22 protein-coding genes are annotated in these 25,697 nt (G+C 69.5%); 14 read left to right on the forward strand and 8 right to left on the reverse strand.

All coding sequences use genetic code 11. The features are described 5' to 3' along the window. The first annotated feature begins 11 nt into the window (after nt 1-11). The 13 genes from AC1RAA_RS11800 to AC1RAA_RS11860 all read left to right on the forward strand — a co-directional run bounded on the left by AC1RAA_RS11800 (nt 12) and on the right by AC1RAA_RS11860 (nt 16,024). A complete protein-coding gene (locus AC1RAA_RS11800; RefSeq protein WP_492729202.1) occupies nt 12-1,463 on the forward strand; it encodes a M81 family metallopeptidase in 1,452 nt (483 codons plus the stop codon). A gap of 49 nt (nt 1,464-1,512) precedes the next feature. Next, on the forward strand, nt 1,513-3,090 hold the full coding sequence (locus tag AC1RAA_RS11805; RefSeq protein ID WP_492686089.1) for an ABC transporter substrate-binding protein: 1,578 nt from the start codon (nt 1,513-1,515) through the stop codon (nt 3,088-3,090). 15 nt (nt 3,091-3,105) lie between these two features. Continuing rightward, nucleotides 3,106-4,041 (forward strand): ABC transporter permease, encoded by a 936-nt coding sequence (locus AC1RAA_RS11810; RefSeq protein WP_056574393.1) that lies wholly within the window; start codon nt 3,106-3,108, stop codon nt 4,039-4,041. Nucleotides 4,042-4,066: 25 nt separating this feature from the next. Next, nucleotides 4,067-4,984, forward strand: a complete 918-nt coding sequence (locus AC1RAA_RS11815; RefSeq protein WP_492729200.1) for an ABC transporter permease — start codon at nt 4,067-4,069, stop codon at nt 4,982-4,984. Between the two features lie 13 nt (nt 4,985-4,997). Beyond that, on the forward strand, nt 4,998-6,032 hold the full coding sequence (locus AC1RAA_RS11820) for an ABC transporter ATP-binding protein (protein ID WP_492729198.1): 1,035 nt from the start codon (nt 4,998-5,000) through the stop codon (nt 6,030-6,032). After that, nucleotides 6,029-7,036, forward strand: coding sequence for an ABC transporter ATP-binding protein (locus tag AC1RAA_RS11825; protein WP_492729196.1), 1,008 nt, complete (start codon nt 6,029-6,031; stop codon nt 7,034-7,036). The genes AC1RAA_RS11820 and AC1RAA_RS11825 overlap by 4 nt, the downstream gene beginning before the upstream one ends. Before the next feature lie 13 nt (nt 7,037-7,049). Continuing rightward, nucleotides 7,050-8,507 carry an N-acyl-D-amino-acid deacylase family protein gene (locus AC1RAA_RS11830; protein WP_492729194.1) on the forward strand — a complete coding sequence of 486 codons (1,458 nt, stop codon included), beginning with the start codon at nt 7,050-7,052 and terminating at the stop codon, nt 8,505-8,507. A 234-nt stretch (nt 8,508-8,741) separates the two neighbouring features. Continuing rightward, nucleotides 8,742-9,281: a MarR family winged helix-turn-helix transcriptional regulator gene (locus AC1RAA_RS11835; protein WP_307694462.1), complete on the forward strand. Its 540-nt coding sequence runs from the start codon at nt 8,742-8,744 to the stop codon at nt 9,279-9,281. Between the two features lie 6 nt (nt 9,282-9,287). Then, the gene (locus AC1RAA_RS11840; protein WP_082817904.1) at nt 9,288-10,886 is read left to right on the forward strand and encodes an ABC transporter substrate-binding protein; all 1,599 of its coding nucleotides are present in this window, start codon (nt 9,288-9,290) and stop codon (nt 10,884-10,886) included. Between the two features lie 141 nt (nt 10,887-11,027). Beyond that, on the forward strand, nt 11,028-11,969 hold the full coding sequence (locus tag AC1RAA_RS11845) for an ABC transporter permease (RefSeq protein ID WP_062468895.1): 942 nt from the start codon (nt 11,028-11,030) through the stop codon (nt 11,967-11,969). Between the two features lie 21 nt (nt 11,970-11,990). After that, a complete protein-coding gene (locus tag AC1RAA_RS11850; protein ID WP_492677790.1) occupies nt 11,991-12,941 on the forward strand; it encodes an ABC transporter permease in 951 nt (316 codons plus the stop codon). A 2-nt stretch (nt 12,942-12,943) separates the two neighbouring features. After that, complete coding sequence (locus AC1RAA_RS11855) at nt 12,944-14,575, forward strand: dipeptide ABC transporter ATP-binding protein (protein ID WP_492729191.1); 1,632 nt, start codon at nt 12,944-12,946, stop codon at nt 14,573-14,575. A 63-nt stretch (nt 14,576-14,638) separates the two neighbouring features. Continuing rightward, the gene (locus tag AC1RAA_RS11860) at nt 14,639-16,024 is read left to right on the forward strand and encodes an amidase (RefSeq protein WP_492729189.1); all 1,386 of its coding nucleotides are present in this window, start codon (nt 14,639-14,641) and stop codon (nt 16,022-16,024) included. A 19-nt stretch (nt 16,025-16,043) separates the two neighbouring features. On the opposite strand, the gene AC1RAA_RS11865 is transcribed toward AC1RAA_RS11860, so the two are convergent. The 5 genes from AC1RAA_RS11865 to AC1RAA_RS11885 form a co-directional block, all read right to left on the reverse strand. Beyond that, a complete protein-coding gene (locus AC1RAA_RS11865; RefSeq protein ID WP_062468907.1) occupies nt 16,044-16,262 on the reverse strand; it encodes a hypothetical protein in 219 nt (72 codons plus the stop codon). A 131-nt stretch (nt 16,263-16,393) separates the two neighbouring features. After that, a complete protein-coding gene (locus AC1RAA_RS11870; protein ID WP_492729187.1) occupies nt 16,394-17,299 on the reverse strand; it encodes a ZIP family metal transporter in 906 nt (301 codons plus the stop codon). Between the two features lie 112 nt (nt 17,300-17,411). Further along, the gene (locus AC1RAA_RS11875) at nt 17,412-18,311 is read right to left on the reverse strand and encodes a dienelactone hydrolase family protein (RefSeq protein WP_492729185.1); all 900 of its coding nucleotides are present in this window, start codon (nt 18,309-18,311) and stop codon (nt 17,412-17,414) included. 127 nt (nt 18,312-18,438) lie between these two features. Beyond that, nucleotides 18,439-19,179, reverse strand: a complete 741-nt coding sequence (locus AC1RAA_RS11880) for an aspartate/glutamate racemase family protein (protein ID WP_159277906.1) — start codon at nt 19,177-19,179, stop codon at nt 18,439-18,441. Between the two features lie 29 nt (nt 19,180-19,208). Beyond that, entirely contained in the window at nt 19,209-20,099 is an 891-nt protein-coding gene (locus tag AC1RAA_RS11885; protein WP_062468917.1) for a transporter substrate-binding domain-containing protein, read from the reverse strand. A 201-nt stretch (nt 20,100-20,300) separates the two neighbouring features. Between AC1RAA_RS11885 and AC1RAA_RS11890 the strand changes: the two genes are divergently transcribed. Continuing rightward, nucleotides 20,301-21,527 carry a D-amino acid dehydrogenase gene (locus AC1RAA_RS11890; RefSeq protein WP_492729182.1) on the forward strand — a complete coding sequence of 409 codons (1,227 nt, stop codon included), beginning with the start codon at nt 20,301-20,303 and terminating at the stop codon, nt 21,525-21,527. Here the strand turns inward: AC1RAA_RS11890 and AC1RAA_RS11895 are convergent. The 3 genes from AC1RAA_RS11895 to AC1RAA_RS11905 form a co-directional block, all read right to left on the reverse strand. Next, complete coding sequence (locus AC1RAA_RS11895; protein WP_492729180.1) at nt 21,460-23,034, reverse strand: PepSY domain-containing protein; 1,575 nt, start codon at nt 23,032-23,034, stop codon at nt 21,460-21,462. The two genes, AC1RAA_RS11890 and AC1RAA_RS11895, sit on opposite strands and share 68 nt — an antisense overlap. A 17-nt stretch (nt 23,035-23,051) precedes the next feature. Then, nucleotides 23,052-25,217, reverse strand: coding sequence for a TonB-dependent receptor (locus AC1RAA_RS11900; protein WP_492729178.1), 2,166 nt, complete (start codon nt 25,215-25,217; stop codon nt 23,052-23,054). A 118-nt stretch (nt 25,218-25,335) separates the two neighbouring features. After that, nucleotides 25,336-25,695, reverse strand: coding sequence for a hypothetical protein (locus tag AC1RAA_RS11905; protein WP_489062364.1), 360 nt, complete (start codon nt 25,693-25,695; stop codon nt 25,336-25,338). Nucleotides 25,696-25,697 lie beyond the last annotated feature (2 nt).

Genomic DNA, 25,697 nt, shown 5'->3' on the forward strand with positions numbered 1-25,697 from the left:
GAGACCATCCCATGCGTGTCTTCAGTGCTTCCCTCGCGACCGAAACCAACACCTTCGGCCCGATGCCGACCGGCATCGCCTCCTTCAAGGACCGCGGCTACTTTCCCGCCGGCCAGCACCCCGATGCGCTGACGATCTACTCGGGCCCGCTGTGGGCCGCGCGCATCCGCGGCAAGGAAAAGGGCTGGACGCTGCTCGAAGGCATGGTGGCGGGCGCGCAGCCCAGCGGCATCACCACGCGCCACGCCTACGAAACCCTGCGCGACGAGATGCTGAACGACCTGCGCGCCGCGCTGCCGGTCGACATGGTGCTGCTCGGCCTGCACGGCGCGATGGTGGCCGACGGCTACGACGACTGCGAAGGCGACATGCTGGCGCGCGTGCGCCAGATCGTGGGCCCTGATGTGGTGATCGGCGCCGAGCTCGACCCGCACAACCACCTCACGCCCGCCATGGTGGACAACGCCAACGTGATGGTCTCCTTCAAGGAGTACCCGCACACCGACGTGCTCGAACGCGGGCTGGAGCTGGTCGACATCTGCGCCGCGGCCGTGGAAGGAAAAGTCAAGCCGGTGGTCGCGATGGTCGACTGCGACATCATCGTCACCGTCCACACCTCGCGCGAACCGGCGCGCAGCTTCGTGCAGCGCATGCAGGCGCTCGAAGGCAAGGACGGCGTCCTCTCGGTCTCGCTCACGCACGGCTTCTCGTGGGGCGACGTGCCCGAGATGGGCACCAAGGTGCTGGTCTACACCGACGGCGACCAAGCGAAGGCGAACGCGCTGGCACGCCAGCTGGCCGACGAAGTCATCGCCATGCGCGACGGCCTCACGGTCAACTACCCCAGCATCGACGACTCGCTCGACGAGGCCCTGGCCTTCGATGGCGGCCCCGTGGTGCTGGCCGACGGCGCCGACAACCCCGGCGGCGGCGCGGCGAGCGACTCCACCTTCATCTTGCGCCGCATGCTGGAGCGCGGCATCACCAACGCCGCGCTGGGCCCGATGTGGGACCCGATCGCCGTGCGCATCGCCTTCGACGCCGGCGTGGGCGCCAGGCTGCAGATGCGCATCGGCGGCAAGATCAGCCCGCTGTCGGGCGATCCGCTGGACCTCGAATGCACCGTGAAGGCGCTGAAGGAAGACCTGGTGATGACGGGCCTGTCGAACACGCCCACCGCCATGGGCGACTGCGCGCTGGTCGAGGTGAACGGCATCGAGATCGTGCTGATCACGCGGCGCAACCAGGCCATGGGCACCGACCTGTTCACGCAGCTGGGCTGCGACCTGACGGCCAAGAAGATCGTGGTCGTCAAGTCGTCGCAGCACTTCTACGCGTCGTACTCCCAGGTGGCCAAGCACGTGATCTACGCCGGCGCACCGGGTGCCGTGACGCTCGACCTCACCACCCTGCCGTACCGCAAGGCTCGCCTGCCGAAGTGGCCCATCGGCGTCGCCGCCTGAACTCCCTCTTCTTCTTTTTTGTTTCGCCCCACCGACCGGAGAACCGACGATGACCCGACGAACGCTTGCTGCCCTCGCTGCCCTGGCCCTTTCGGCCGCCAGCCTTCCCGCGCTCGCCCAGACGCCGCCCAAGACACTCAAGGTGGTGGCGCATGCCGACCTGAAGATCCTCGACCCGACCTTCACCACGGCCTACATCTCGCGCAACTTCGGCCACATGGTGTACGACACGCTGTTCGCGCAGGACGCCACCGGCAAGCCGCAGCCGCAGATGGTCGAGAAGTACACGACCTCGAAAGACGGCAAGCAGTGGAGCTTCACGCTGCGCCCGGGCCTGAAGTTTTCCGACGGCGCCGCCGTGACCTCGGCCGACGCCGTGGCCTCGCTGCAGCGCTGGGCGGCGCGCGACAGCCTGGGCCGCGCCATGACGGCCGTCGGCGCCGAGTGGAAGGCCACCGACGCGCGCAACTTCACGCTCACGCTCAACGAGCCCTTCGGCATGGTGCTCGACGCGCTGGCCAAGCCCTCGGGCTTTCCGCCGGTGATCCTGCCCGAGCGCATCGCCAAGCTGCCGGCCACCGCGCCCCTCACCGAGGTCGTCGGCTCGGGGCCCTTCATCTTCAAGCGTGACGAATGGGTGCCGGGCAACAAGACGGTGTTCGTGCGCAACCCGAACTACGTGGCGCGCAGCGAGCCGCCGAGCGGCCTGGCCGGCAGCAAGAAGACCAGCCTCGACCGCGTCGAATGGCTCTACCTGCCCGACGCCAACAGCGCGATCTCGGCGCTCAAGCGCGGCGAGGTCGACTACATCGAGCAGCTGGCGCCCGACTACATCGCGCCGCTGCGCACCGACAGCAACATCAAGATCGGCTCCGGCGGCGCCTACCAGGGCTTCCTGGTGATGAACCAGCTGCACCCGCCCTTCGACAACCCGAAGGTGCGCCAGGCGCTGCTGCAGGCCGTGAACCAGGAACGCTTCGTGGCCGCCATGGGCTTCCCGCTGGACATGCGCATGGCCTACTGCGCCACCTGGTTCATCTGCGGCAGCCCCAACGACACCTCGGCCGGCGCGGAGCCTTTCCGCAAGGCCGACGTCGCCAAGGCGAAGAAGATGCTCGCCGACGCCGGCTACAAGGGCGAGAAGGTGGTGCTGATGGTGCCCAGCGACGTGCCTTACCTCAACGCCGAGGCGCTGATGGCCGCGCAGACCATGAAGAGCATCGGCCTGAACGTCGATGCGCAGACCATGGACTGGGCCTCGATCGGTGCGCGCCGCGCCAAGCGCGACGCGTCCGACGCCGGCGGCTGGAACATGTACGTCACGGTGGCCGGCGAGTTCGACGTGAACTCGCCCATCAGCAACGCCTACCTGGGCGCGGCCTGCGGCAACACGCTGCCCGGCTGGCCCTGCGACAAGAAACTCGACGAGCTGCGCACCGCCTGGCTGAAGGAAACCGTGCCGGCCAAGCGCAAGGAACTGCTCGACGCCTTCCAGTCGCGCGCCTATGAGGCCGTGCCGTACATCAACGCGGGCCAGTACTCGGCCGCGTTCGCGGCGCGCGCCAGCATCAAGGGGCTGGACAAGATGTGGGCCGGCATGCCCACCGTCTGGGTGCTCGACAAGTAAGCCACGCGCACCGCCATGGGCTACATCGTTCGACGCTTTCTTTCCACGCTGCCGGTGATGGCGGTGGTGGCCGTGGTGGTGTTCCTGCTGATCCACCTGTCGCCCGGCGACCCGGCCGCGCTCATCGCGGGCGACCTCGCCACCACCGAGGACATCGACAAGCTGCGCGCCGCGCTCGGCCTGAACCTGCCGCTATGGCAGCAGTTCGGCCTGTGGATCGGCAAGATCTTCACGGGCGACCTGGGCACCTCGATCTTCACGCAGGTGCCGGTGACGCAGCTGCTCGGCCAGCGGCTGGAGCCGACGGTGTCGATCGCGGCACTGACCATGCTCATCACGCTGGTGACGGCCGTGCCGCTGGGCACGCTCGCGGCCTACTGCGCGGGCACCTGGATCGACCGCCTCGTGATGCTGTTCGCGGTGCTGGCCTTCTCTGTGCCGGTGTTCCTCGTGGGCTACCTGCTGGTCTACACCTTCGCGGTGCAGCTGCCGTGGTTCCCGGTGCAGGGCTACGTGAACTTCTCCGAAGGCCCCGGCGCCTGGCTGCGCGCGCTGGTGCTGCCCTGCGTGAACCTGGCGCTGGTGTACATCGCGCTGGTGACGCGCATGACGCGCGCCACCGTGCTCGAGGTGCTGCACGAGGACTACATCCGCACCGCACGCGCCAAGGGCCTGGGCGTGCTACCGGTGCTGGGCCATGCGCTGCGCAACGCGGCCATTCCCATCGCCACCACCATCGGCGCGGGCATTGCGCTGCTGATCGGCGGCGTGGTGGTCACCGAGACGGTGTTCGCCATTCCGGGCGTGGGCCGCCTGGTGATCGATTCGGTGCAGCGCCACGACTACCCGGTGATCCAGAGCGTGCTGCTGCTGTCGGCGGGCGTGTACGTGCTGATCAACCTCCTGATTGACCTGAGCTACCGCCTGTTCGATCCGCGCATCCAGTACTAGAACAAAGAACGAGCCCCACGACGCCATGTCCACTGCCCTGCCCTTGCGCGAGGTCGATGCGCCGGTGCCCTCCACCGCCGTTGCCGACACCGCCGAAGACCCTCCTTTCGTACCGCCGCGCTGGCGCTGGGTGCGCAAGCACCCGACGCTGATCGTCGGCGCGCTGCTGCTCCTCGCGGTGGCCGCGCTGTCCATCGCCGCGCCCTGGATCGCCACCCACGACCCGCAGGACATCGACCCGCTGGCGCGCATGCAGCCGGCTTCGGCCGAGCACTGGTTCGGCACCGACGCGCTGGGCCGCGACGTGTTCAGCCGCGCCGTGTGGGGCGGTCGCGTGTCGATGATCGTCGGCGCCTCGGTGGCCGTGCTCGCCACCTTCTTCGGCATCGCGCTGGGCCTGGTGTCGGGCTTCGTGCGCTGGGCCGACGGCCCGATCATGCGGGTGATGGACGGCCTCATGGCCATCCCCGGCATCCTGCTGGCGATCGCGCTCATGGCCGTGACGCGCGCCAGCCTCACCACGGTGATCATCGCCATCACCGTGCCCGAGATTCCGCGCGTGGTGCGGTTGGTGCGCTCGCTGGCGCTCACGCTGCGCGAGCAGCTGTTCGTGGAGGCCGCGCACGCGGTCGGCACGCGGCTGCCGGTGATCCTCGTGCGGCACGTGCTGCCGAACATCGTGGCACCGCTGGTGGTGCAGGCCACCTTCGTGGCCGCCGCCGCCGTGCTCACCGAGGCCGCGCTGTCCTTCCTCGGCGTGGGCGTGCCTTCGCAGACGCCGAGCTGGGGCAACATGATGGCCGAGGGCCGCAACTTCGTGACCGTGGCGTTCCACATCATCCTGTACCCGGGCCTGCTGCTGGCGGCCACGGTGCTCGCCATCAACCTGCTCGGCGACGGCTTGCGCGATGCGCTCGACCCGCGCCTGGCGCGGCAGCTGTGAAGAGGAACGCGCCATGACCATTCCCATGTCCCAGGCCACCCTCGCTCCCGGTGAGCCCTTGCTCGAGGTCGACAACCTGCGCACCTACTTCAGCACGCTCGCGGGCACCGTTCGCTCGGTCGACGGCGTGTCGTACACCGTGCGCGCGGGCCGCACGCTCGGCGTGGTCGGCGAATCGGGCTGCGGCAAGAGCGTGACGGCGCTCTCGATCCTGCGGCTGGTGCCCACGCCGCCCGGGCGCCACATGGGCGCCGTGCGCCTGCGCGGCATCGACCTGATGCAGCTGAGCGAACGCGAGATGCGCCAGATCCGCGGCAACCGCATCTCGATGATCTTCCAGGAGCCGATGACCTCGCTGAACCCGGTGCTCACCGTGGGCCGGCAGATCGCCGAGACGGTGCAGCTGCACCAGAAGGCCAGCCGCGCCGAGGCGCTGCAGCGCGCGGTCGAGATGCTGCGCCTGGTGCAGATCCCCGAGCCCGAGCGGCGCGTGAACGAGTACCCGCACCAGCTCTCGGGCGGCATGCGCCAGCGCGTGATGATCGCGCTGGCCCTGGCCTGCAACCCCGAGGTGCTGATCGCCGACGAGCCCACCACCGCGCTCGACGTGACGATCCAGGCGCAGATCCTCGACCTCATCAAGCGGCTGCAGAAAGAGCTGGGCATGGGCGTGGTGATGATCACGCACGACCTGGGCGTGGTGGCCGAGAGCTGCGACCGCGTGGTCGTCATGTACGCCGGCAAGAAGGTGGAAGAGGCCGACGTGGTCGACCTCTTCGACCGCCCGCTGCACCCCTACACCCGCGCGCTGATGGCCTCGATGCCCGCCATGAGCACCTCGAGCGCGCGGCTGCACGAGATTCCGGGCATGGTGCCCGCCGCGCACGAGCTGGGGCGCGGCTGCGCCTTCGCCGCGCGCTGCGCGCAGGCACGCGAACGCTGCCGCCGCGAGACACCGCCACTCTCGACGCAGGGCGACGGTCACGTGGTCGCCTGCTTCGCGGTGCAGGAACAATGGACCGACGAGGCTGCCGAGGTGAGCGCATGACGACAACGACAACGACGACCCCATCCACCAAGGCGCCGCTGCTGCAGGTGCGCGAGCTGCGCAAGCACTACACCTCGCCACGGCGCTGGCTGCGCCCGGCCAAGCCGGCGATCCAGGCGGTCGACTGCGTGTCGTTCACCGTGGGGCACGGCGAGACGCTGTCGCTGGTCGGCGAGTCGGGCTGCGGCAAGACCACCACCGCCAAGTCGGTGATGCGGCTGGTCGAGCCCACCTCGGGCTCGGTGCGCCTGAACGGCGAAGAGCTGCTGACCCTGCCCGCGAACGCGATGCGCCAGCGCCGGCGCGACCTGCAGATCATCTTCCAGGACCCGTACGCCTCGCTGAACCCGCGCCTCACGGCCGGCGACATCGTGGCCGAGCCGCTGCGCAACTTCGGCGACGTGTCGGTGGCCGAGCGCCGCGAGCGCGTGCAGTGGCTGTTCTCGCGCGTGGGCCTGCGGCCCGAGGCGGCGAAGAAGTTTCCGCACGAGTTCTCGGGCGGCCAGCGCCAGCGCCTGGGCATTGCGCGCGCGCTGGCGCTCAACCCAAAGCTGATCGTCTGCGACGAGCCCGTGTCGGCACTCGACGTGTCGGTGCAGGCGCAGGTGGTCAACCTGCTGATGGACCTGCAGGCCGAGTTCGGCATCGCCTACCTGTTCGTGGCGCACGACCTCGCCGTGGTGCGCCACATCAGCCACCGCGTGGCCGTGATGTACCTCGGCCACATCGTGGAGATCGCCGACCGCGACACGCTGTTCTCGGCGCCGCGCCATCCGTACACCGAGATCCTGCTGTCGGCCGTGCCCGTGCCCAACCCGCGCACGCCGGCGCGCCGCCTGCTGCTGCAGGGCGATCCGCCGAGCCCGGCCAACCCGCCCTCGGGCTGCCGCTTTCACACGCGCTGCCCGATGGCGCAGGCCGTGTGCAAGGAGAAGACGCCCGAACTGACGGAGCGCCCTTCGTCTTCCAAGGGTGGCCACTGGGTCGCCTGCCACTTCCGTTGAAAGCATTGCCCTCATGACCGACAAGACACCCCACTACGACCTCTTGATCCACGGCGGCACCGTGATCGACGGCACCAAGGCCCCGCGCTTCGACGCCGACGTGGGCATCGTCAATGGCCGCATCGCCGCCATCGGCAAGCTCGCGGGCCACACGGCCGACCAGACGCTCGACGCCACCGGCCGCATCGTCGCACCGGGCTTCATCGACTCGCACACGCACGACGACCAGGCCGTGCTGTCGCATGCGCAGATGCCCTTCAAGGTGTCGCAGGGCGTGACCACCGTGGTGGCGGGCAACTGCGGCATCAGCGCCGCGCCGCTGCGCGCCGACATGGACCTGCCGATGCCGCTGAGCCTGCTCGAGACGCCGCCGGAAGACCGCTTCACGACGTTTTCGGCCTACCTCAACGCGCTGCGCGCCACGCCTTCGTCGGTCAACGTGGCGGCGATGGTCGGCCACTCGACCCTGCGCGCCGTGACCATGTCCGACCTCGACCGCCCCGCCACCGCGCAGGAGATCGCCGCCATGCAGGCGCTGGTCGAAGAAGCGATGCAGGCCGGCGCCATCGGTCTGTCGACGGGCACCTTCTACCCGCCGGCCGTGAAGGCGACCACGGAGGAGATCATCGAGGTCGGCCGTCCGCTCACGGCGCGCAAGGCGCTGTACGTGACGCACATGCGCGACGAGAGCGACCGCGTGATGGAGTCGCTCGAAGAAACCTTCCACATCGGCCGCGCGCTCGACATTCCGGTGGTGGTGTCGCACCACAAGGTGCAGAACACGCAGAACTTCGGCAAGACCAAGGTGACGCTGCCCTTCATCCAGGAAGCGATGAAGCACCAGTGCATCGGCCTGGACTGCTACCCCTACACGGCCGGCTCCACCATGATCCGCACCGACCGCGGAATGATGGACGGGCGCGTGCTCATCGCCTCGAGCGTGCCGCACCCCGAATGCGCAGGCCGCGACCTCAAGGACATCGCGGCCGAATGGGGCGTGTCGGGCGAAGAGGCCGCGCTGCGCCTGTCGCCCGGCAGCGCCATCTATTTCATGATGGACGAAGACGACGTGCAGCGCGTGCTCGCCTTCGACGAGACCATGATCGGCTCCGACGGCATTCCACTCGGCGACAAGCCGCACCCGCGCCTGTGGGGCACCTTCCCGCGCGTGCTCGGCCACTACAGCCGCGACGTGGGGCTGTTCCCGCTGGAGACGGCGGTGTGGAAGATGACGGGGCTCACGGCACGCAACTTCGGCCTGCACGAGCGCGGCGCGCTCAAGGTCGGGCACCACGCCGACGTGGTGGTCTTCAATGCCGCCACCGTGCGCGACACCGCGAACTACGAAACGCCGACCGAACCCGCCGAGGGCATCGACGCGGTGATCGTGAACGGCGCCGTCACCTGGCGCCACGGCGTGCACAGCGGTGCGCGCAACGGGCAGGTGATCGTGCGCCAGGACGCGGCCTGACAGCGCGCACCTCGGCGGCGCCTGCACGGCGCCCGCCTTCGCATCCTGGTGCATGCGCAGCACCGGATCGGTGAACACGCCGGGCCTCACGGGCCCGGTTTTTCTTTCTCCCTGGCGCTCTTTCCCTCTGGCGGCGCACCCCTAGGGGATTTCCCTCGACAGCTGGCCCGGAGCTTGCGTAGTTTGCCCACATAGTTGAACATTTCAACTATTGAAGACTTCTACCAACCCGCCATGCACGCCCCGCTTCGCCTGAAAGACGACTACCTCAACGTCCTGCTCGACCTGGCCTCGCAGCGCACGCGCGACCGCGGCTCGCGCATCTACGAGATCGAGCTCGGCCTGTCGATCCGCGACGTGCGGCTTCTGCGCATGATCGGCGCCGCGCCCGGCATCACCATGGGGCAGCTGGTGCAGACCTGCGCCATCGAGAAGACGCTGGTCTCCAAGCTGGTGAGCTCGCTGGTGCAGCGCGAGCTGGTCGAGCGCCAGATCGGCACCGAGGACGCACGGCAGATCCGCCTGTGCCTCAGCAAGACCGGCATCGACATGGTGCTGCGCGCCGAGCCCATCGGGCATGAGATGGAAGCGCGCTTTCTCGACTGCCTGAGCGTCGCCGACATCGAGAACCTGCGCCGCATCATGCACAAGCTCATCGACGCCGAAGAAGGTTCGCGCGACATCTTCGAATTCCTGCTGGTGCAGCTGCGCGAAAGCAAGGAATCGCCCCCGTCTTCCTCCCCCTCGTCTTCCGCTCCCTCCCGAAAGAAGTAAGGCTCCATGGCAATCCACCTTTCACCGCGCCGCGTCGCGGCGGCTTCCCTGTCGGCGCTCGCTTTGTGCTTCGCCGCCACCGCGTCCGCCCAGACCGTGCTTCGCACCGTGCCCTCGTCGGATCTGAAGATCGTCGACCCGATCTGGACCACCGCCAACATCACGCGCAACCACGGCCTGATGATCTACGACACCCTCTTCGCGATGGACGAGAAGGGCGTCATCAAGCCGCAGATGGTCGACAAGTACAGCGCGAGCGCCGACAACAAGGTGTGGAGCTTCACGCTGCGCCCGGGCCTGAAGTTCCACGACGGCGCGCCGGTCACCTCGCAGGACGTGATCGCCTCGCTGGCGCGCTGGGCCAAGCGCGACACGCTGGGCCAGAAGATGTACGAGGCGATGGACAGCATCGCCGCCGACGGCCCCAACGGCTTTCGCATGACGTTCAAGCAGCCCTTCGGTGTGGTGCTCGACGCGCTCGGCAAGCCCAACCCGCTGGTGCCGTTCATCATGCCCAAGCGCGTGGCCGACACGCCCGCCGACAAGCAGATCGACGAGCTGGTGGGCTCGGGCCCCTTCACGCTCGCCAAGGAAGACTTCCGCCCGGGCGACCGCGTCATCTACCGCAAGAACACCGCCTACGTGCCGCGCAAGGAACCCGCTTCGGGCCTGGCCGGCGGCAAGGTGGTGCATGTGGACCGCGTCGAATGGGTGATGCTGCGCGACCCGCAGACGCAGGCCAATGCGCTGCTCAACGGCGAGGTCGACATGCTCGAGACGGTGCCCTCGTCGGGCTACACCGGCATGCGCACCAACGACAAGATCGAGCTGGTCGACGTGATGCCGGCGGGCCCCTTCACCGTGCTCTACAACCACAAGGTGCCGCCCTTCAACAACCCGAAGGCGCTGAAGGCCGCGATGCTGGCCATCAACCAGGAGGCGATGCTGCGCGCGCAGGTCACCTTCCGCGACTTCTACAAGCCCTGCGCCTCGATCTACCTGTGCGGCTCGCTCTACGCGAGCGACAAGACGGGCTTTTACACCGGCAAGCCGCAGTTCGAAGAGGCACGCAAGCTGCTCAAGGAATCGGGCTACGACGGCAAGCCCGTGGTGATCCTGCTGCCGGGCGACGCGCCCGCGCTGAACAAGCTGCCCGCGGTGTACGGCCAGCTGCTCAAGCAGGTGGGCTTCAACGTCGACGTGCAGACCACCGACTGGGCCACGCTCGTGACCCGGCGCGCCAAGAAGGATCTGCCCGAGAACGGCGGCTGGAACGCCTTCATCACCTTCTGGGGCGGCGTGGACGCGAGCAGCCCCATCGGCTACAGCCCGCTGACCGGCAACGGCGACCAGGGCTACTTCGGCTGGCCCGTGGTGCCCGAGCTCGAGGCGCTGAAGACCAAGTTCATCGCCACCGCCGACCTCGCGCAGCGCAAGGAGATCGCCACGCAGATCCAGCAGGTCGTGCTCGAACACGGCGTGCTCGCCCCGCTCGGCGAAGGCAAGGCGCCCACGGCCGTGCGCCGCGGCACCATCACCGGCCTGCTGCCGTCGCCGGCGGTGCTGTACTGGAACGTGCGCAAGACGTCCGCGCCATCGCCATGACCGCGACATAGGCCGGCCCGCGCGCCCGCCCCTCTCCCTTTCTGATCGCCACCCCTGACCGGCTGCGCCTTGCGCGGCAGCCGGGCGGGACTTCCTTTGCCCGCGCCACACGCCCGGCCCCTCGTCAAGGACCTGATTCACATGCTCCACTTCCTGTTGCGCCGCGGACTGGCCACCGCGCCCGTGCTCCTGATCGTGGCCGTCATCGTCTTCCTGCTGCTGCGCATGACGCCCGGCGACCCCGCGGCGGCCATCGCGGGCGACGCGGCCAGCGCGCAGGACATCGCACGCATCCGCGCCCAGCTGGGCCTGGACGCATCGATCGTCACGCAGTTCGTGCACTGGCTCGGCCAGGTGCTGCGCGGCGACCTCGGCTACTCGTTCTTCTACCGGATGCGCGTGACCGACCTGATCGGTCAGCGCCTGGAGCCCACGCTCTCGGTGGCGGCGGTGACGGTGGTGCTCACGGTGCTGATCGCCGTGCCGCTGGGCGTGCTCGCGGCCTCGCGGCGCGGCGGCCGGCTCGACCGCTTCATCATGGGCGCCTCGGTGCTCGGCTTCTCGGTGCCGGTGTTCGTGGCCGGCTACGTGATGATCTGGCTGTTCTCGATGCAGCTCGGCTGGCTGCCCTCGCAGGGCTACCAGCGCATCGGCGACGGCGTCGGCCCGTGGCTGCGCCACCTGGCGCTGCCCTGCGTCACGCTGGCCGTGATGTACGCGGCGCTCATCGCGCGGGTCACGCGCGCGGCGGTGTCGGAAGCGCTCACCGAAGACTACGTGCGCACCGCGCGCGCCAAGGGCATCGCCGAGTGGCGCATGCTGCTGCGCCACGCACTGGCCAACGCGGCCGTGCCGATCGCCACCGTCATCGGCCTGAGCGTGGCGGGCCTGATCGGCGGCGTGGTGGTCACCGAGACGATCTACGCGATCCCCGGCCTGGGCCAGCTCACGGTGGACGCCGTGCTCTCGCGCGACTACCCGCTGATCCAGGCGATCACCCTCTTCTTCTCGCTCGTGTACGTGGTGGTCAACCTGCTGGTGGACCTGAGCTACCTGCTGCTCGATCCGCGCATCCGGTACTGACCTTCCTTCGAAAGCCCCGCCATGACTTCGATCTCCCTGCGCGACGACGCGCCTGCCTCTGCCGCGGTTCCGCCCGCCGCGCCCCGGGCCCCGGCCCGCTCGCTGCTGCGCCGCCTGCTCGCCAACGGCGGCGTGCGCATCGGCGGTGTCCTGCTGGCCGCGATGCTGCTGCTGGCGGTGGCCGCGCCCTGGCTCGGCACCATCGACCCCAACGCGATGGACCCCGCGAACTCGCACCTGCCGCCCGGCGCGCGCGCCGAGTTCACCACGCTGGCGGGCGACAGCTTCGATCGCTTCTTCCCGCTGGGCACCGACAGCATGGGCCGCGACCTGTGGAGCCGCACGGCCTACGGCGCGCGCATCTCGCTGTCGGTGGGCGTGGCGGTGGCACTGGGCTCGGTCGCGTTCGGCCTCGTGGTGGGCATGGTGGCGGGCTACTTCCGGCGCCTGGACGGCGTGATCATGCGGGTGATGGACGGGATGATGGCCATCCCCGGCATCCTGTTCGCGATCGTGCTGGTGGCCGTGTGGCGGCCCAGCCTGCTCACGGTGATCCTGGCCATCGTGGTGCCCGAGACGCCGCGCGTGGCGCGGCTGGTTCGCTCGGTGGTGCTGTCGGTGCGCGAAGAGCCGTACGTGGAAGCGGCCGTCGCACTCGACACGCCGACCTGGAAGCTGATGGTGCGCCACATCCTGCCCAACACGGTGGCGCCGCTGATCGTGCAGGGCACCTTCATCTGCGCGGCGGCGATGCTGGTGGAGGCCGTGATGTCCTTCCTGGGCATCGGCCTGCCGTCCGAGGTGCCGACCTGGGGGAACATCATGTCCGAAGGCCGCACGCACTTCACCTCGCACCCCTCGACCGTGCTGCTGCCCGGCCTCTTCCTGGCGCTCACGGTGCTGGCCGTGAACATGCTCGGCGACGGCCTGCGCGATGCGCTCGATCCCAAGTTCAAGGCACGCGGAGGCTGAGCATGACATCCACCCCTTCCACAACGTCTGCCGCGCCCTGCCTCGTGGTGCGCGACCTCGCCATCGACCTGCCCGCCGGCGCCGACCGCGCGCACGCGGTGCACGGCATCTCGTTCGACGTCATGCCCGGCCAGGTCGTGTGCCTGCTGGGCGAATCGGGCTCCGGCAAGTCGGTCATCGCGCAGGCCGCGATGGGCCTGCTGCCCGCCTCGCTGCGACCCTCGTCCGGGCGCATCGAGGTGCAGGGCGAGGACGTGCTCGCGGCCAGCCCGGCGCGGCTGCGCGCCCTGCGCGGCGCGCGCATGGCGATGGTGTTCCAGGAACCGATGACCGCGCTCAACCCGGTGATGCGCTGCGGCGCGCAGGTCGACGAGATCCTGGCCGAGCACACGACGCTGGGCGCCGCCGCGCGCCGCCAGCGCGTGCTCGCCATCTTCGAGCGCGTGCGGCTGCCCGAGCCCCAGCGCATCTACGACGCCTACCCGCACCAGCTCTCGGGCGGGCAGCGCCAGCGCATCGTGATCGCCATCGCGCTGATCCTGCGCCCGGCCCTGCTGATCTGCGACGAGCCCACCACCGCGCTCGACGTGACCACGCAGGCCGAGATCCTCGCGCTCATCCGCGAGATGCAACAAGAGAACGGCACCGCCGTGCTGTTCATCACGCACGACTTCGGCGTGGTGGCGGACATCGCCGACCAGGTGGTGGTGCTGCAGCTGGGCCGGCAGGTCGAGAGCGGCCCGAAGGACGAGGTGCTGCGTCGCCCGAAGGAGGCCTACACGCGCATGCTGCTCGACGCCGTGCCGCGGCTGGCGCCCGTGCTGCGCGCGCCCATCGACGCCCAGGCGCCGCTGCTCGATGCGCGCGGCGTGGGCAAGGTCTACCGCACGGGCAGCTGGCCCGGCAAGCGCCGCACGGTGCATGCGGCGGCCGACGTGTCGCTGAAGCTGCATGCGGGCGAGACGGTCGGCATCGTGGGCGAATCGGGCTCGGGCAAGTCGACCGTGGCGCGCTGCATCGCGCGACTGATCGAGCCGACCGACGGCGACATCCGCGTGCCCGGCATCGAGGGCTCGCGCGGCGCGCAGCGCTCGGCGTTCCGGCGCATGGTGCAGGTCGTGTTCCAGGACCCGAACCGCTCGCTCAACCCGCGCCGCACGGTGGGCCAGTCGATCGTCGAGGGGCCGGTGAATTTCGGTGTGCCGCATGCCAAGGCCTGGCAGCGCGCGGAGGAGCTGATGGCGCTGGTGCGGCTGCAGCCCGAGGTGCTGCACCGCTACCCGAGCGAGTTCTCGGGCGGCCAGCGCCAGCGGCTGTGCATTGCGCGCGCGCTGGCCTGCGAGCCGCGCGTGCTGATCGCCGACGAGGCCGTGTCGGCGCTCGACGTGTCGGTGCAGGACCAGATATTGAAGCTGCTCGCGGAGATCCAGCAGCGGCTGTCGATCGGCATCCTGTTCATCACCCACGACCTGCGCGTAGCCAGCCAGATCTGCGACCGCCTGATCGTGATGCACAAGGGCCGCATCGTCGAGCAAGGCAGCGCGCACGACGTGCTGCTGTCGCCGCGCGAGGCCTACACGCGCACGCTGCTGGCCGCGGCGCCGGGCCAGGGCTATGCGTTCGGGGCCGGCTGAACGGCGCCCTCTTCCCCTCTTTCAACCCACCTTCATCCCACCACCCAAAGAAGAAACGAAGACATGACGACACCCCTGTACGAACTCAGTGCCCTCCAGTTGCTCGAACGCTACCGTGACCGCGCCTTGTCGCCGGTCGAGGTGACGCAGGCCGTGCTCGCGCGCATCGAGCGCTGGGAGCCGCACATCCACGCCACCTACGGGCTGGACGCCGAGGCTGCGCTGGCATCGGCGCGCGCCTCCGAGGCACGCTGGGCCCAGGGCAAGCCGCAGGGCGACCTCGACGGCGTGCCGGTCACGCTGAAGGAGAACATCGCCACGCGCGGCACGCCCACGCCGATCGGCAGCGCGGCCACCGTGCTGGCGCCCGCCGCCGCCGACGCCCCCGCCGCCGCGCGCCTGCGCGAAGCCGGCGCGGTGATCGTGACCAAGACGACGATGCCCGACTTCGGCTTTCTCGGCGCGGCGCCGTCGAGCTTCCACGCGCTCACGCGCAACCCGTGGGACCTGGGCCGCAACACCGGCGGCTCGAGCTCGGGCGCCGGCGCCGCCGCCGCCGCGGGCTACGGCCCGCTGCACCTGGGCACCGACATCGGCGGCTCGGTGCGCATCCCGGCCAGCTTCTGCGGCGTGTTCGGCCTCAAGCCCAGCCACGGCCGCATCCCGGTCGATCCGCCCGCCGCGGCGCGCGTGATCGGCCCCATGACGCGCACCGTGGCCGACGCCGCGCTCTTGATGCAGGTGGTGACGCGCCCCGACGCGCGCGACTACATGAGCCTGCCGCCGAACGACTTCGCATGGCAGCGGCTCGAACGCAATGTGAAGGGCCTGCGCATCGGCCTGTGGACCGAGACCATGGGCGGCTGGCCCATCGATGCGGAAGTGAAAGAGGCCGTGCTGGCCGCGGCCCGCCTGTTCGAGCAGGCCGGCGCCATCGTCGAGCCGCTGGCCGACTGGAGCACGCTGGACATGCGCATGGGCATGGCCCACTTCTTCACGATGCGCTGCCGCGTCGACCTGGCCGCGATGCCGCCGGAACGCGCGAAGCTCGCGGCCGGCTACATCCATCAGGCGGCGGAGTTCGCCGCCTCGCTCACGCCCGAAGACACCTTCCGTGCCTTCACGCGCATGCAGGCGCTGCGCGCGGCTACCGTGGCGGCCACGCAGTCCTTCGACTACGTGCTGTCGCCGGTGTCGCCGGTGCTGCCGTTTGCGGCGGAGGCCATCAACAGCGGCTCGGAAAACCTGCTGAAGGACTCGCACTTCACGTCGGTGTTCAACCAGTCGGAACAGCCGGCCGCGTCGATCAACTGCGGCCATGCGAAAAATGGCCTGCCGATCGGCTTGCAGATCGCGGGGCGTCGCTTCGACGACCTGGGCGTGCTGCAGATGGCGCGCTTCTACGAATCGGTGCGTCCGGCACAGGCGCGCTGGCCTGAACCGGCCTGACCGGGCTGGGTCAGGCGAATCAGTCCGGCGCGTTCATCACGCGGTCGAACTCTTCGTCGGCCGGCACGTTGTCGGCATCGAGCTCGCTGGCATCGGTGAGGTCGATGCCCGTTTCGTCCGACAGGTCGTCGGACGCATCGGCTTCGAGTTCGTCGAAGTCGTCGGCAGGCGTGCTGTCGTCATCGTCGTCTTCGGACGACGAGGCGGAGCGCGCGGTGGCATCGGCTTGGGGCGTCATGATCGAATTCCTCGGCAGATGAGTAAACGGCCCTCTATGGTGCGCCTGTTTTGCCCCTTGCGGTGGATCGACGGGCTGACGTCGGTGTCGGAAAGTTTCCCGTCGCCGGAGGCCGCCCACACACGTTGTCGTCAGTCCTTGTGGACGTGGCCGTGCTCGCCGTGTCCTTCATCATGGCCGTGTTCGTGGCCATGCTCGCCGTGCGCCAGGCGGCTCACGAGCGTGACCAGCAGGATGCCCGCCGCGAGCCACGCGATCTGCGCCGCGGTCTGGCGCGCGGGCAGGCGCTTTTGCAGCTGCGGAATCAGGTCGGCCAGTGCCACATAAACGAAGCTGCTGCCCGCCAGCACCAGGAAGTACGGCAGCCAGCCGTGCAGCTGGTCGACCAGCCACCAGCCCGCGATGCCGCCGAGCATGGTCATCGTGCCCGCGAGCGACACCTTCACCAGCGCTGCGCGTGAATTGGCCGAGCTCTGGCGCAGCACCACGAGGTCGCCGATGTGGTGCGGCACTTCGTGCGCGAGCACGGCCAGCGCGGCCACGAGGCCCAGGCGGATGTCGGCCACGAAGGCCGAGGCGATCAGGATGCCGTCGCCGAAGCAGTGCACGCTGTCACCGGTGAGCACGGCCCAGCCGCCGCCGCCCGTGGTGGGTGCGTGGTGGTGGGCGTGGCCATGTGAATGACCGTGATCGTGGCCGTGGTGATCGTGCGCTTCGCCCTTGGCGGGTGCGACGTCGCCATGGTGGTGCTCATGCCCGTGGTGCCACAGCTCGGCCTTGTCGAGCAGGAAGAAGAACACCAGCCCGAACAGCAGCACCGCGAACAGCAGCGCGGGTTCGATGCGGCTTTCGAAGGCCTCAGGCAGCAGGTGCATGAAGGCGGTGGCCAGCAGCGCGCCGGCCGCCAGGCTCAGCAGGTGCTGCGGGTTCACGCCGCCACCACCGCTGCGCACGCCCACGCGCAGCAGCAGGGCCGCGAGCCAGACGCTTCCGATGCCGGCGACCAGGGTCGCCACGAGAATTACTATCAAATTCATAGCTGCTTGCGCAAGAGGGACGGCCGTTATGACCTTGTTCCGTTCATAAAAAGAGAAAGGCCGTCACTTCGGACGGCCTTCGGCGGCGGGTGGCTACGGGCGCCGTCTTCGGTCAGGCGACACCATTGGCTTTGAACCAGGCCGTGGCACGCTGCCAGCCGTCTTCCGCGGCGCTCTTGAGGTAGCTGGGGCGGTAGTCGGCGTGGAACGCGTGGCCTGCTTCGGGGTACACGACGAAGCTCGATGCCTTGGCCGCTGCAGTTCCAGTGGCCAGAGCAGCTTTCATCTTATCAACCGTGTCAAGGGGGATGCCCTGGTCTTTTCCGCCGTACAGGCCGAGCACCGGCGCCTGCAGGCTGGCGGCGATGTCGACGGGGTGTTTCGGCTGCAATTCGCTGGCCTGCCCCACCAGCCGGCCGTACCAGGCCACGCCGGCCTTGACCTTGCCGGTGGCCGCATACAGCCACACGATGCGCCCGCCCCAGCAGAAGCCGGTGATGCCGGCCTTGCTCGTGTCGCCGCCGTTGGCCTTGGCCCAGGTCAGCGCGCCGTCGAGGTCGGCCATGACCTGCGCGTCGGGCACCTTGGTGACGATGTCGGCCTGCAGCTTGGGAATGTCGGTGTAGCCACGCGGATCGCCCTGGCGCGCGTACAGCTCGGGCGCGATGGCCAGGTAGCCCAGCTCGGCGAAGCGGCGGCAGGTGTCGGCGATGTACTCGTGCACGCCGAAGATTTCCTGAATCACCAGCACCACCGGCAGCCCGGTCTTGCCGGCCGGCGCCGCGACATAGGCGGGCACCTCGAAGCCGTTGACGGTGTACTTGATGGGGCCGGCCTTCAGGCCTTCGGCCGGGGTCGAGATGGCCGTCTGTGCGGCCACCGGCAGCACGGCGGCGGCGTAGCCGACACCGAGGGCGGCCTTGAGCGCGGTGCGGCGCGTGGCCCCCTGCTCGGTGCTGTCGCCGGGGCGCAGCGAATCGAATTCGGAACGGTTGTCGTCGAAGGAGGTCATGCAAGGGCTCCGGTTGAATCGTCTGACAAGGGGGTGTGGCGTAGAAAAACGCACGCCGCAATGTAGGCGAAATCGGGCCGGGCCGTATGACCGGACCGTAAAGCAGCCGGGCCGCTTCGGGCTGCGGTCAGGTGCCGTAGGCCCGCCGTGCCAGCGCCTCGGCCAGCACCTGCGCCGGATCGACGAGGCGCAGCCCCGCCACCGCGGTCGAGCCCTGCAGGCCCAGCGGCACCTCGGTGCAGCCCATGATGATCGTGACCGGGCCGTGCCGTTCGGCCAGCCGCAGCGCGACCTCGGAGAAGCAGCGTTCGGCCAGCGGCAGGTTGCCGGCCTTCACGCCGTCGAAGATGCCGCGCATGATGGTCTGGCGCTCGTCGGCCGACGGCACATGGCAACCCAGACCGGCCTCGGCCAGCGCCTGCTCGTACAGCCGCACGCGGTAGGTGCCCTCGGTGGCCATCAGCGCCACCTCGCTCGCGCCCTGCGCGGCCAGGTGCTGCGCGGTTTCGCGCGCCATGTGCAACAGCTCGACCTGCGGAAAGCGCTCCTGCAGGTTGGCGTGCCACGCATGCGCGGTGTTGCAGGCGATGGCCACGGCGCGGCTGCCCAGCGCGGCCAGCCGGCCCAGCGCCTGCAGCATCGGTTCGAGCGGCTGGTGCGCGCCCTGCGCGTCGGAGGCCAGCGCGCCGGTGCGGTCGGGCACCGGCACCTGCGCCAGCCAGTGTTCGGGAAAGGACTGGTCGCGCACCGGCTCGCCGCGCGCACGCATCTGCTGCGCGCAGGCCTGCACGAAGAGCCGGACGAAGTCGGCGCCCGCCGCGGGGCCCATGCCCCCGAGGATGCCGACGACCTGTGTGGCTGCGACCATGTCTTTTCTCTTTCGCTCTCTCTGTGCGATCAGGTCGCTGGCTTGTCGCTGAAGGCCTTCAGGTTTTCCTTCAGCTGGTCGCTCATCGGCAGATTCAGCGGCACGTTCTTCGGCGGGATCGGCTGCATGAACCACTTGGTGTAGAGCTTCTCGAACTCGCCGCTCTTCATCATGGCGGTGAAGGTGTCGTCCACCAGCTTCTTGAAGGCCGGGTCGTCCTTGGGCAGCATGCAGGCGTAGGGCTCGACCTGCAGCGACTCGCCCACCACTTCGTAGTCGGCCGGGTTCTTCGAGTTGGCGATGAGGCCGAACAGCAGGATGTCGTCCATGGCGAAGGCCACGGCGCGGTCGCTCTCGACCAGCAGGAACGCGTCGGCGTGGTCCTTGCCGAGCACGATGTTCATGTCGAGGTTCTTCTCGGTGTTGTACTTGCGCATGACCAGCGCGTTGGTGGTGCCGGTGGTGCTGGCCACGGTCTTCTTCGCCAGGTCGGCGTAGTCCTTGATCTTGGAAGACTTCTTCGTCAAGAGGCGCGTGCCCGTGTAGAAGTGGTTCACCGCAAAGGCCACGTCCTTGCCGCGCGCGGTGTTGTTGGTGGTGGAGCCGCACTCCAGGTCGATGGTGCCGTTGGTGATCAGCGGGATGCGGTTCTGCGAGGTGACCGCCATCAGCGAAACCTGCAGGTTGGGCTTGTTCAACTTCTTCTTCACCGCCTCGACCACGGCGTTGGAGAGTTCCACCGAGAACCCGATCGGCTTGTTGGGGCCGTCCAGGTAGCTGAAGGGCACCGACGACTCGCGGTAGGCGAGCGATATCTTGCCGGACTCGGCGATCTTGGCGAGCGTGTCGGCAGCCTGCGCGGCCGGTGCAGTGAAGAGGACCGCGGCAGCCAGGGACGCCATCAAAACGGAGAGTTTCATTCGAGCCTTCATCGGTTGGATTGAACAGACAGCCAGTGTAAGAAGGAGTGACACATCGGGACAATTCCAATTAACCCCGGGGTCATGCCCAAAGGTTATGGGCTGGGTTCTTTTGGCATTTCCGGGCACGGCGAGGGGCCTCTACAGTCGCACGCTGTCTCTTCTGTTCCCTTTCTTCTTCACTTCCGGAAAGCTGCCCCCATGCATGTGTGCGTGCTCGGCGCCGGCATCGTGGGCCTGGCGACCGCCTGGCAACTCGAGCGCCAGGGCCACCAGGTCACGGTGATCGACCGCGCGGCGCCCGGCGCGGGCGCCAGCGGCGGCAACGGCGCGCAGCTGAGCTACTCGTACGTGCAGCCGCTGGCCGATCCGTCGATCTGGACGCAGCTGCCCAAGCTGCTGTTCTCCCCCACCTCGCCGCTGAAGCTGCGCCCGCAGCTCGACCCGCTGCAATGGCGCTGGGGCCTGGCCTTCCTGGCCGCGTGCAACGCCGCGACCTCGCGCGACACCACCGCGCAGCTGCTTGCGCTGGCGGCCGCGAGCCGCACCGGCTTCGAGGCCATGCAGGCCGACATTGCGCCCGACTGCGATTTCTCCGCCACGGGCAAGCTGGTGCTCTACGCCAGCGCGGCGTCGCTCGAAGGGGCGAGCGCACAGGTCGCGCTGCAGCGCACGCTGGGCAGCGAGCAGCGCATCGTCACGCCCGACGAGTGCGTGGCCATCGAGCCCGCGCTCGCGGACTACCGCGGCCAGATGGCCGGTGCGGTCCACACGCCGAGCGAGTGCGCGGCCGACTGCCTCAAGGTGTGCGCCGAGCTGATGCGCGCACTGAGCGCGCGCGGCGTGCGCTTCATGCTCGGTGCAGACGTGCACGGCTTTGCGCGCAGCGAAGGTCGCGTGGCGGCGGTGCAGACCAGTGAAGGCGACATCGAGGCCGATGCCTTCGTGATGGCGCTGGGCTCGGCCTCGCACAAGCTCGGTCGCGCGCTCGGCGCCTACCTGCCGGTGTACCCGCTCAAGGGCTACAGCATCACGGTCGACGTCGACCCCGCGCCCGGCGCGGCGCCGCGCGTGAACGTGACCGACAGCGCGCGCAAGGTCGTCTTCGCGCGCATCGGCTCGCGCCTGCGCGTGGCGGGCATGGCCGAGCTCGTGGGGCACGACGCGAGCATTCCCGCCACACGCATCGAGACGCTGGCCGACGCCACGCGCGCCGTGTTCCCGCGCGCCAGCCGGCTGGCCGAACTGCATCCCTGGACCGGCATGCGCCCGGCCACGCCGAAGGGCCTGCCGATCATCGGGCGGCTGCCGCATGCGCCGTCGAACATGCTCTTCAACACCGGCCACGGCGCGCTGGGTTTCACGCTGGCCTTCGGCTCGGCGCAGCGGATCGCGCAGGCGCTGGACGCGACCCCGTCGCACGCTTGAGCTTGCGGCCCAGGCGCCGCCAGCCGATCACCACGCCGGTCAGGCTCAGCAGCGCGCCGCCCGCGCTGAGTGCGACCAGCAGCACGTCCCACAGCGGACGGTGCGCGAGCAGCGGCAGCCAGTCCCAGCTGTGCAGCATCGCGAACAGCCAGCGGCTCCACCGGCGCGCGCTGTCGCTGCGGCCGAGCACGGCGCCGGTCTGCGGATCGACGTGGACCCAGGTGGCGTGCGTGTCGGCGAACACCACGCGCCAGACGGGCAGCGGCTTCTCGCTGCCGCCGGTCATGGTGTGCGCGTCGCGCGTGTAGTAGTGGCTGTCGTAGGCGGTGAGCACGTCGATGCGCGCGACCGCGTCGGGCAGCAGTTGCGCGACGGCGCTGCGCAGCGCCTCCGGGTCGATCTGTTGCGGCTGTGCGCTGGCCGCGTCGCGCACCAGCGGCCGGCCGCCGGCGGTGCTGGCGAGCACCAGCGTCTGCCCCGCCGCGCGCACCCAGCGCAGTTCGCGGATGTCGCCACGCGTTGAAGCCAGCAATGCAGCGGGCGCCGCATCGCCAGCGTTCACCACGAGCGGCCCGCCCTGCATCGCCGCCATGCGCAATGCCGGCGCACCGCTGTCGAACACGCGCCAGGGGTTCATCGACATCAGCCCGCTGAAGATCCACGTCAGCGTGACGAGTGCGAACAGCAGCCCGCTGATGTGATGCCAGCGCATCATGAAGCCCTGGTACGGCGAGTGCGAGCCGCTCTTGTAGGTGCGCCGGAAGCGCCAGCGCATCACGCCCACCACGGTGCCGGTGAGCGTGACGGCGATGCCGACGATCGACAGCCAGTTGACGATGTCGGCCCAGTAGCGGTCCAGGCCCGTGCCGCGCAGCGGGTACAGCCAGTGGATCCATGCACCGGCGTAGTTCCACAGCCGCTCGGCGCGCGGTGCGTCGCGCACCACCTCGCCGGTCCGGCCCGAGATGTACAGCCGCGTGGCCTGCGCATCGGCCAGGTCGACCACATGCAGCGGGCGGTGCGCGTCGAGCCCGCGCGAATGGGTGAAGGCGTCTTCGTCGATGGTGCCCCGGTACCGGAGCACCACGGCCTCGCCCCCATAGGCCTGCGCACTCACGAGCGCGCGGGCGCGGTCGATCTGGCGCAGCACGGCGCCGGTCCGCGCATCGACGACGACCACGCCGCGCCCGGGCGGTGATCGGCGCGCGCCCGGTTCTGCCGCGCTCGCCGGCACCGCGAGGTACACCGCCTGCCCGCCGCTGGCCACGGCCAGCCGCAGGTCCTGCAACGGCCCTGTGATACCAGCCGCATCGAGCGCCTGTCGCGGTCCCAGCAAGGGCGTCGACGCATCAAGCGGCGGCAGGTGCTGCAGACGCTCGGCCTCGGTGAGCTTGGGGTAGCCCACGTACATCATCACCACGCCCGAGACGAACCACATCGCGAAGAAGGCGCAGACGACCACGCCCAGCCATCGGTGGACCAGGAACAACCAGCGTTTGGCATGCATGGCGGCGCTCCCGGGGTTCAGAAGCTCACGCGCACCGACACGTCGGCCGTGCGCGGCGCGCCGAGGTAGGCGAAGCCGGCGCCGACGTTCGCGGCGTACACGCGGTCGGTGGCGTTGCGCACGCGCCCCACCAGCGTGACGTTGCGGTTCACCTGCCAGCTCAGCCCGAGGTCGAGCAGCGTGTAGCCGGGCCAGTGCATCGTGTTGGCCGCATCGGCGTACACCTTGCCCACATGCCGCACGCCCGCCGTGGCCTGCAGGCGCGGCGTGATGGCGTACGACACCCAGAGGTTCGCGACCACCGCCGGCGTGTTGGTCGGCGTGCGGCCCGCGAGCGACACGCCGCCCTGGCGGAACTGCTCGTAGCGCGCATCGACGTACGTGAGGTTGCCCTGCAGCGACCACTGCGGCGTGGGCTGCAGCCCGAGCACCAGCTCCACGCCCTTGGACGACTGCTCGCCGACCAGCACCGTGAGCGCGCTGTTGGCCGGGTCCTGCGTCGCGATGTTGGTGCGGCGGATGCTGTAGGCCGCGAGCGTGGCCGTGCCCTTGCCCTGCCAGAAGTCGAGCTTGGTGCCGACCTCGACCTGCCGGCCCGTGGTGAGCTCGCTGTTGTTGCGCACATCGGCGAACGAGGCGGTCGAGAGCACGCCCGAGGGCGGATCGGCCGCCGTGGCGTACTGCGCGTACAGGTTGGCGCCGGGCGCGAAGTCCCACACGAGGCCGATGCGGCCGGTGGTGGGCTTGTAGCCACGATGGAAGGTGGCCGGGTTCGCCGCGTCCACGGTGCGGCGGTTGACCAGGTCGAGGTCGATGCGCTCGTGGCGCAGCGCCGTCACGAGGTGCAATGACGGCTGCAGCGCGGTGCGGTTCTCCAGGTACAGCGCGGTGGTTCGCACCTTGTTGTCGCGGTCGGGCCGGAAGCCCGGTGTCATGCCCGGCACGTCGAAGAAGCGCTCGGTGGCGAAGACGTACGGGTTCACCGTGCTCACGGTACCGGGCAGGCTGTTGGGAAAGCGCGTCTGCCGGTTCACGCTGAAGTCCAGCCCGAAGGACCAGTCGCTCTTCAGCCCGCCGAGCTGCCCCTTGTAGAGACCCTCGACGCGGTTGCCCCACACGTCCTGGTCGTGCCGCTGCAGCAAGGCGCCCGAGCGGATGACGGCCGTGTTGCGCGCGTTGTAGCGGTAGTTCTCGACGTTGCGGTAGTCGCGCAGCGCGTCGTAGGCATAGAAGGTGTTCTTGAACTGCAGCGCGTCGCTGGCCTGCCACTCGGTGACCGAGCGCAGCCACTGCACGCGCTGCGCGTAGAGGCCGTCGGCGCTGTTGTAGTTCTTGAAGCGCGCGGCGCGGTCGATGCGCATCTCGCCGCCCGCCGGGTTCAGCACCGGCGTGCCCCAGTAGGGTCGCGTGACGTCTTCGTCCTGGTATTCGTAGGCCAGCGTGTGCTTCAGGCCGCCGCCGAAGTCCGACAGCAGCGAGGCCGCGAGCTGCGTCGACTTGCTCTTGGTGCCGTCGGTCCAGCCGTGGGCGTCACGGTGGTTCACGTCGATGCGCGCGTAGTGACTGCCTGCGCCGCCGTCGCCGGCGATGCGGCGGTTCAATCCGAACGAAGCCTCCTTCAGGTTCTGCGTGCCCAGGCGCAGCTGCGCTTCGGCGAAGTCGCTGCGCTCGGGCGCCTTGGTGATGTAGTTGATCGAGCCGCCCAGCGCACCCGAGCCGAACAGGAAGCTCGACGGGCCGCCGATGGCCTCGACGCGGTCGTAGATCCAGCTGTCGACCGGGCGCGCCGCGATCGAGTACTGCAGGTTGATGCCGTTGAACAGCTGCGCGATCGAGCCGCTGCCGAAGCCCCGGTAGCTCACGCCGACATTGCCGGGCGCGTCGTGCGCAGTCACGCCGGGCACGGCACGCAGCGCCTCCTGCGTGTTCTGCGCGCCACGCGCATCGAGCACTGCGCGGTTCACCACCGTGACGGAAGCGGGCGTCTCGCGCGGCGTGAGGCCCAGGCGGCTCGCGGTGTCGGCGGGCGTGTCGAGGTCGAGCCGGCCGTTGGGGCGCGGGGCGTCGTCGGCCACTTCGATCAAAGGCAGTGAAGACACGGCGGTCTGGGCATGGGCAGGCGCATGGACGGCGCCGAACAAGGCAAGCAGCCCCAAGGCGGGGGCACGGGAAAGGGTGGACATGGCATCTCTCTTGCGACGGCGCCGGCGAAAACAAATGGAGCGCAGCGCCGGCCGCACAACGACCGGGAACGCACCGCGCGGCCCGTTCAGGCGGCGTCAGGTGCAGGAACGACGAAGCTCAGGAGAGATGCGTGGGCGGCCCGCGCGCCGGCAGCGGCGAGGCCGTGGCTGCCGCGAGGCGGGCAGCGGGAATCGATTGCAGCGCGCGGCCCAGCGGCAGCGGCGTGGGCAGCGTCACCTGCACGGTGGCGGGCGGCGGCCCGGAGACCATGCACAGCGGGCAGTCCATGGCCGCCATGCCGACTTCGGTGGCGCCGTCGTCGCCCTGCACGATGAGCTTGACGGTGCCGGCGGCGGAACACACCAGCTCCATCGCCTGCGGGTTCACGAGCGGCGATGCGCCCGCAATCAACAGCGACGCCATGAACCACGCCAGCACCAGACGGTGCATTGCGCAGAAGGTTCGAAGGGCGTGCATGG

This window comes from Variovorax sp. GW823-FHT04F07, from assembly GCF_058795995.1.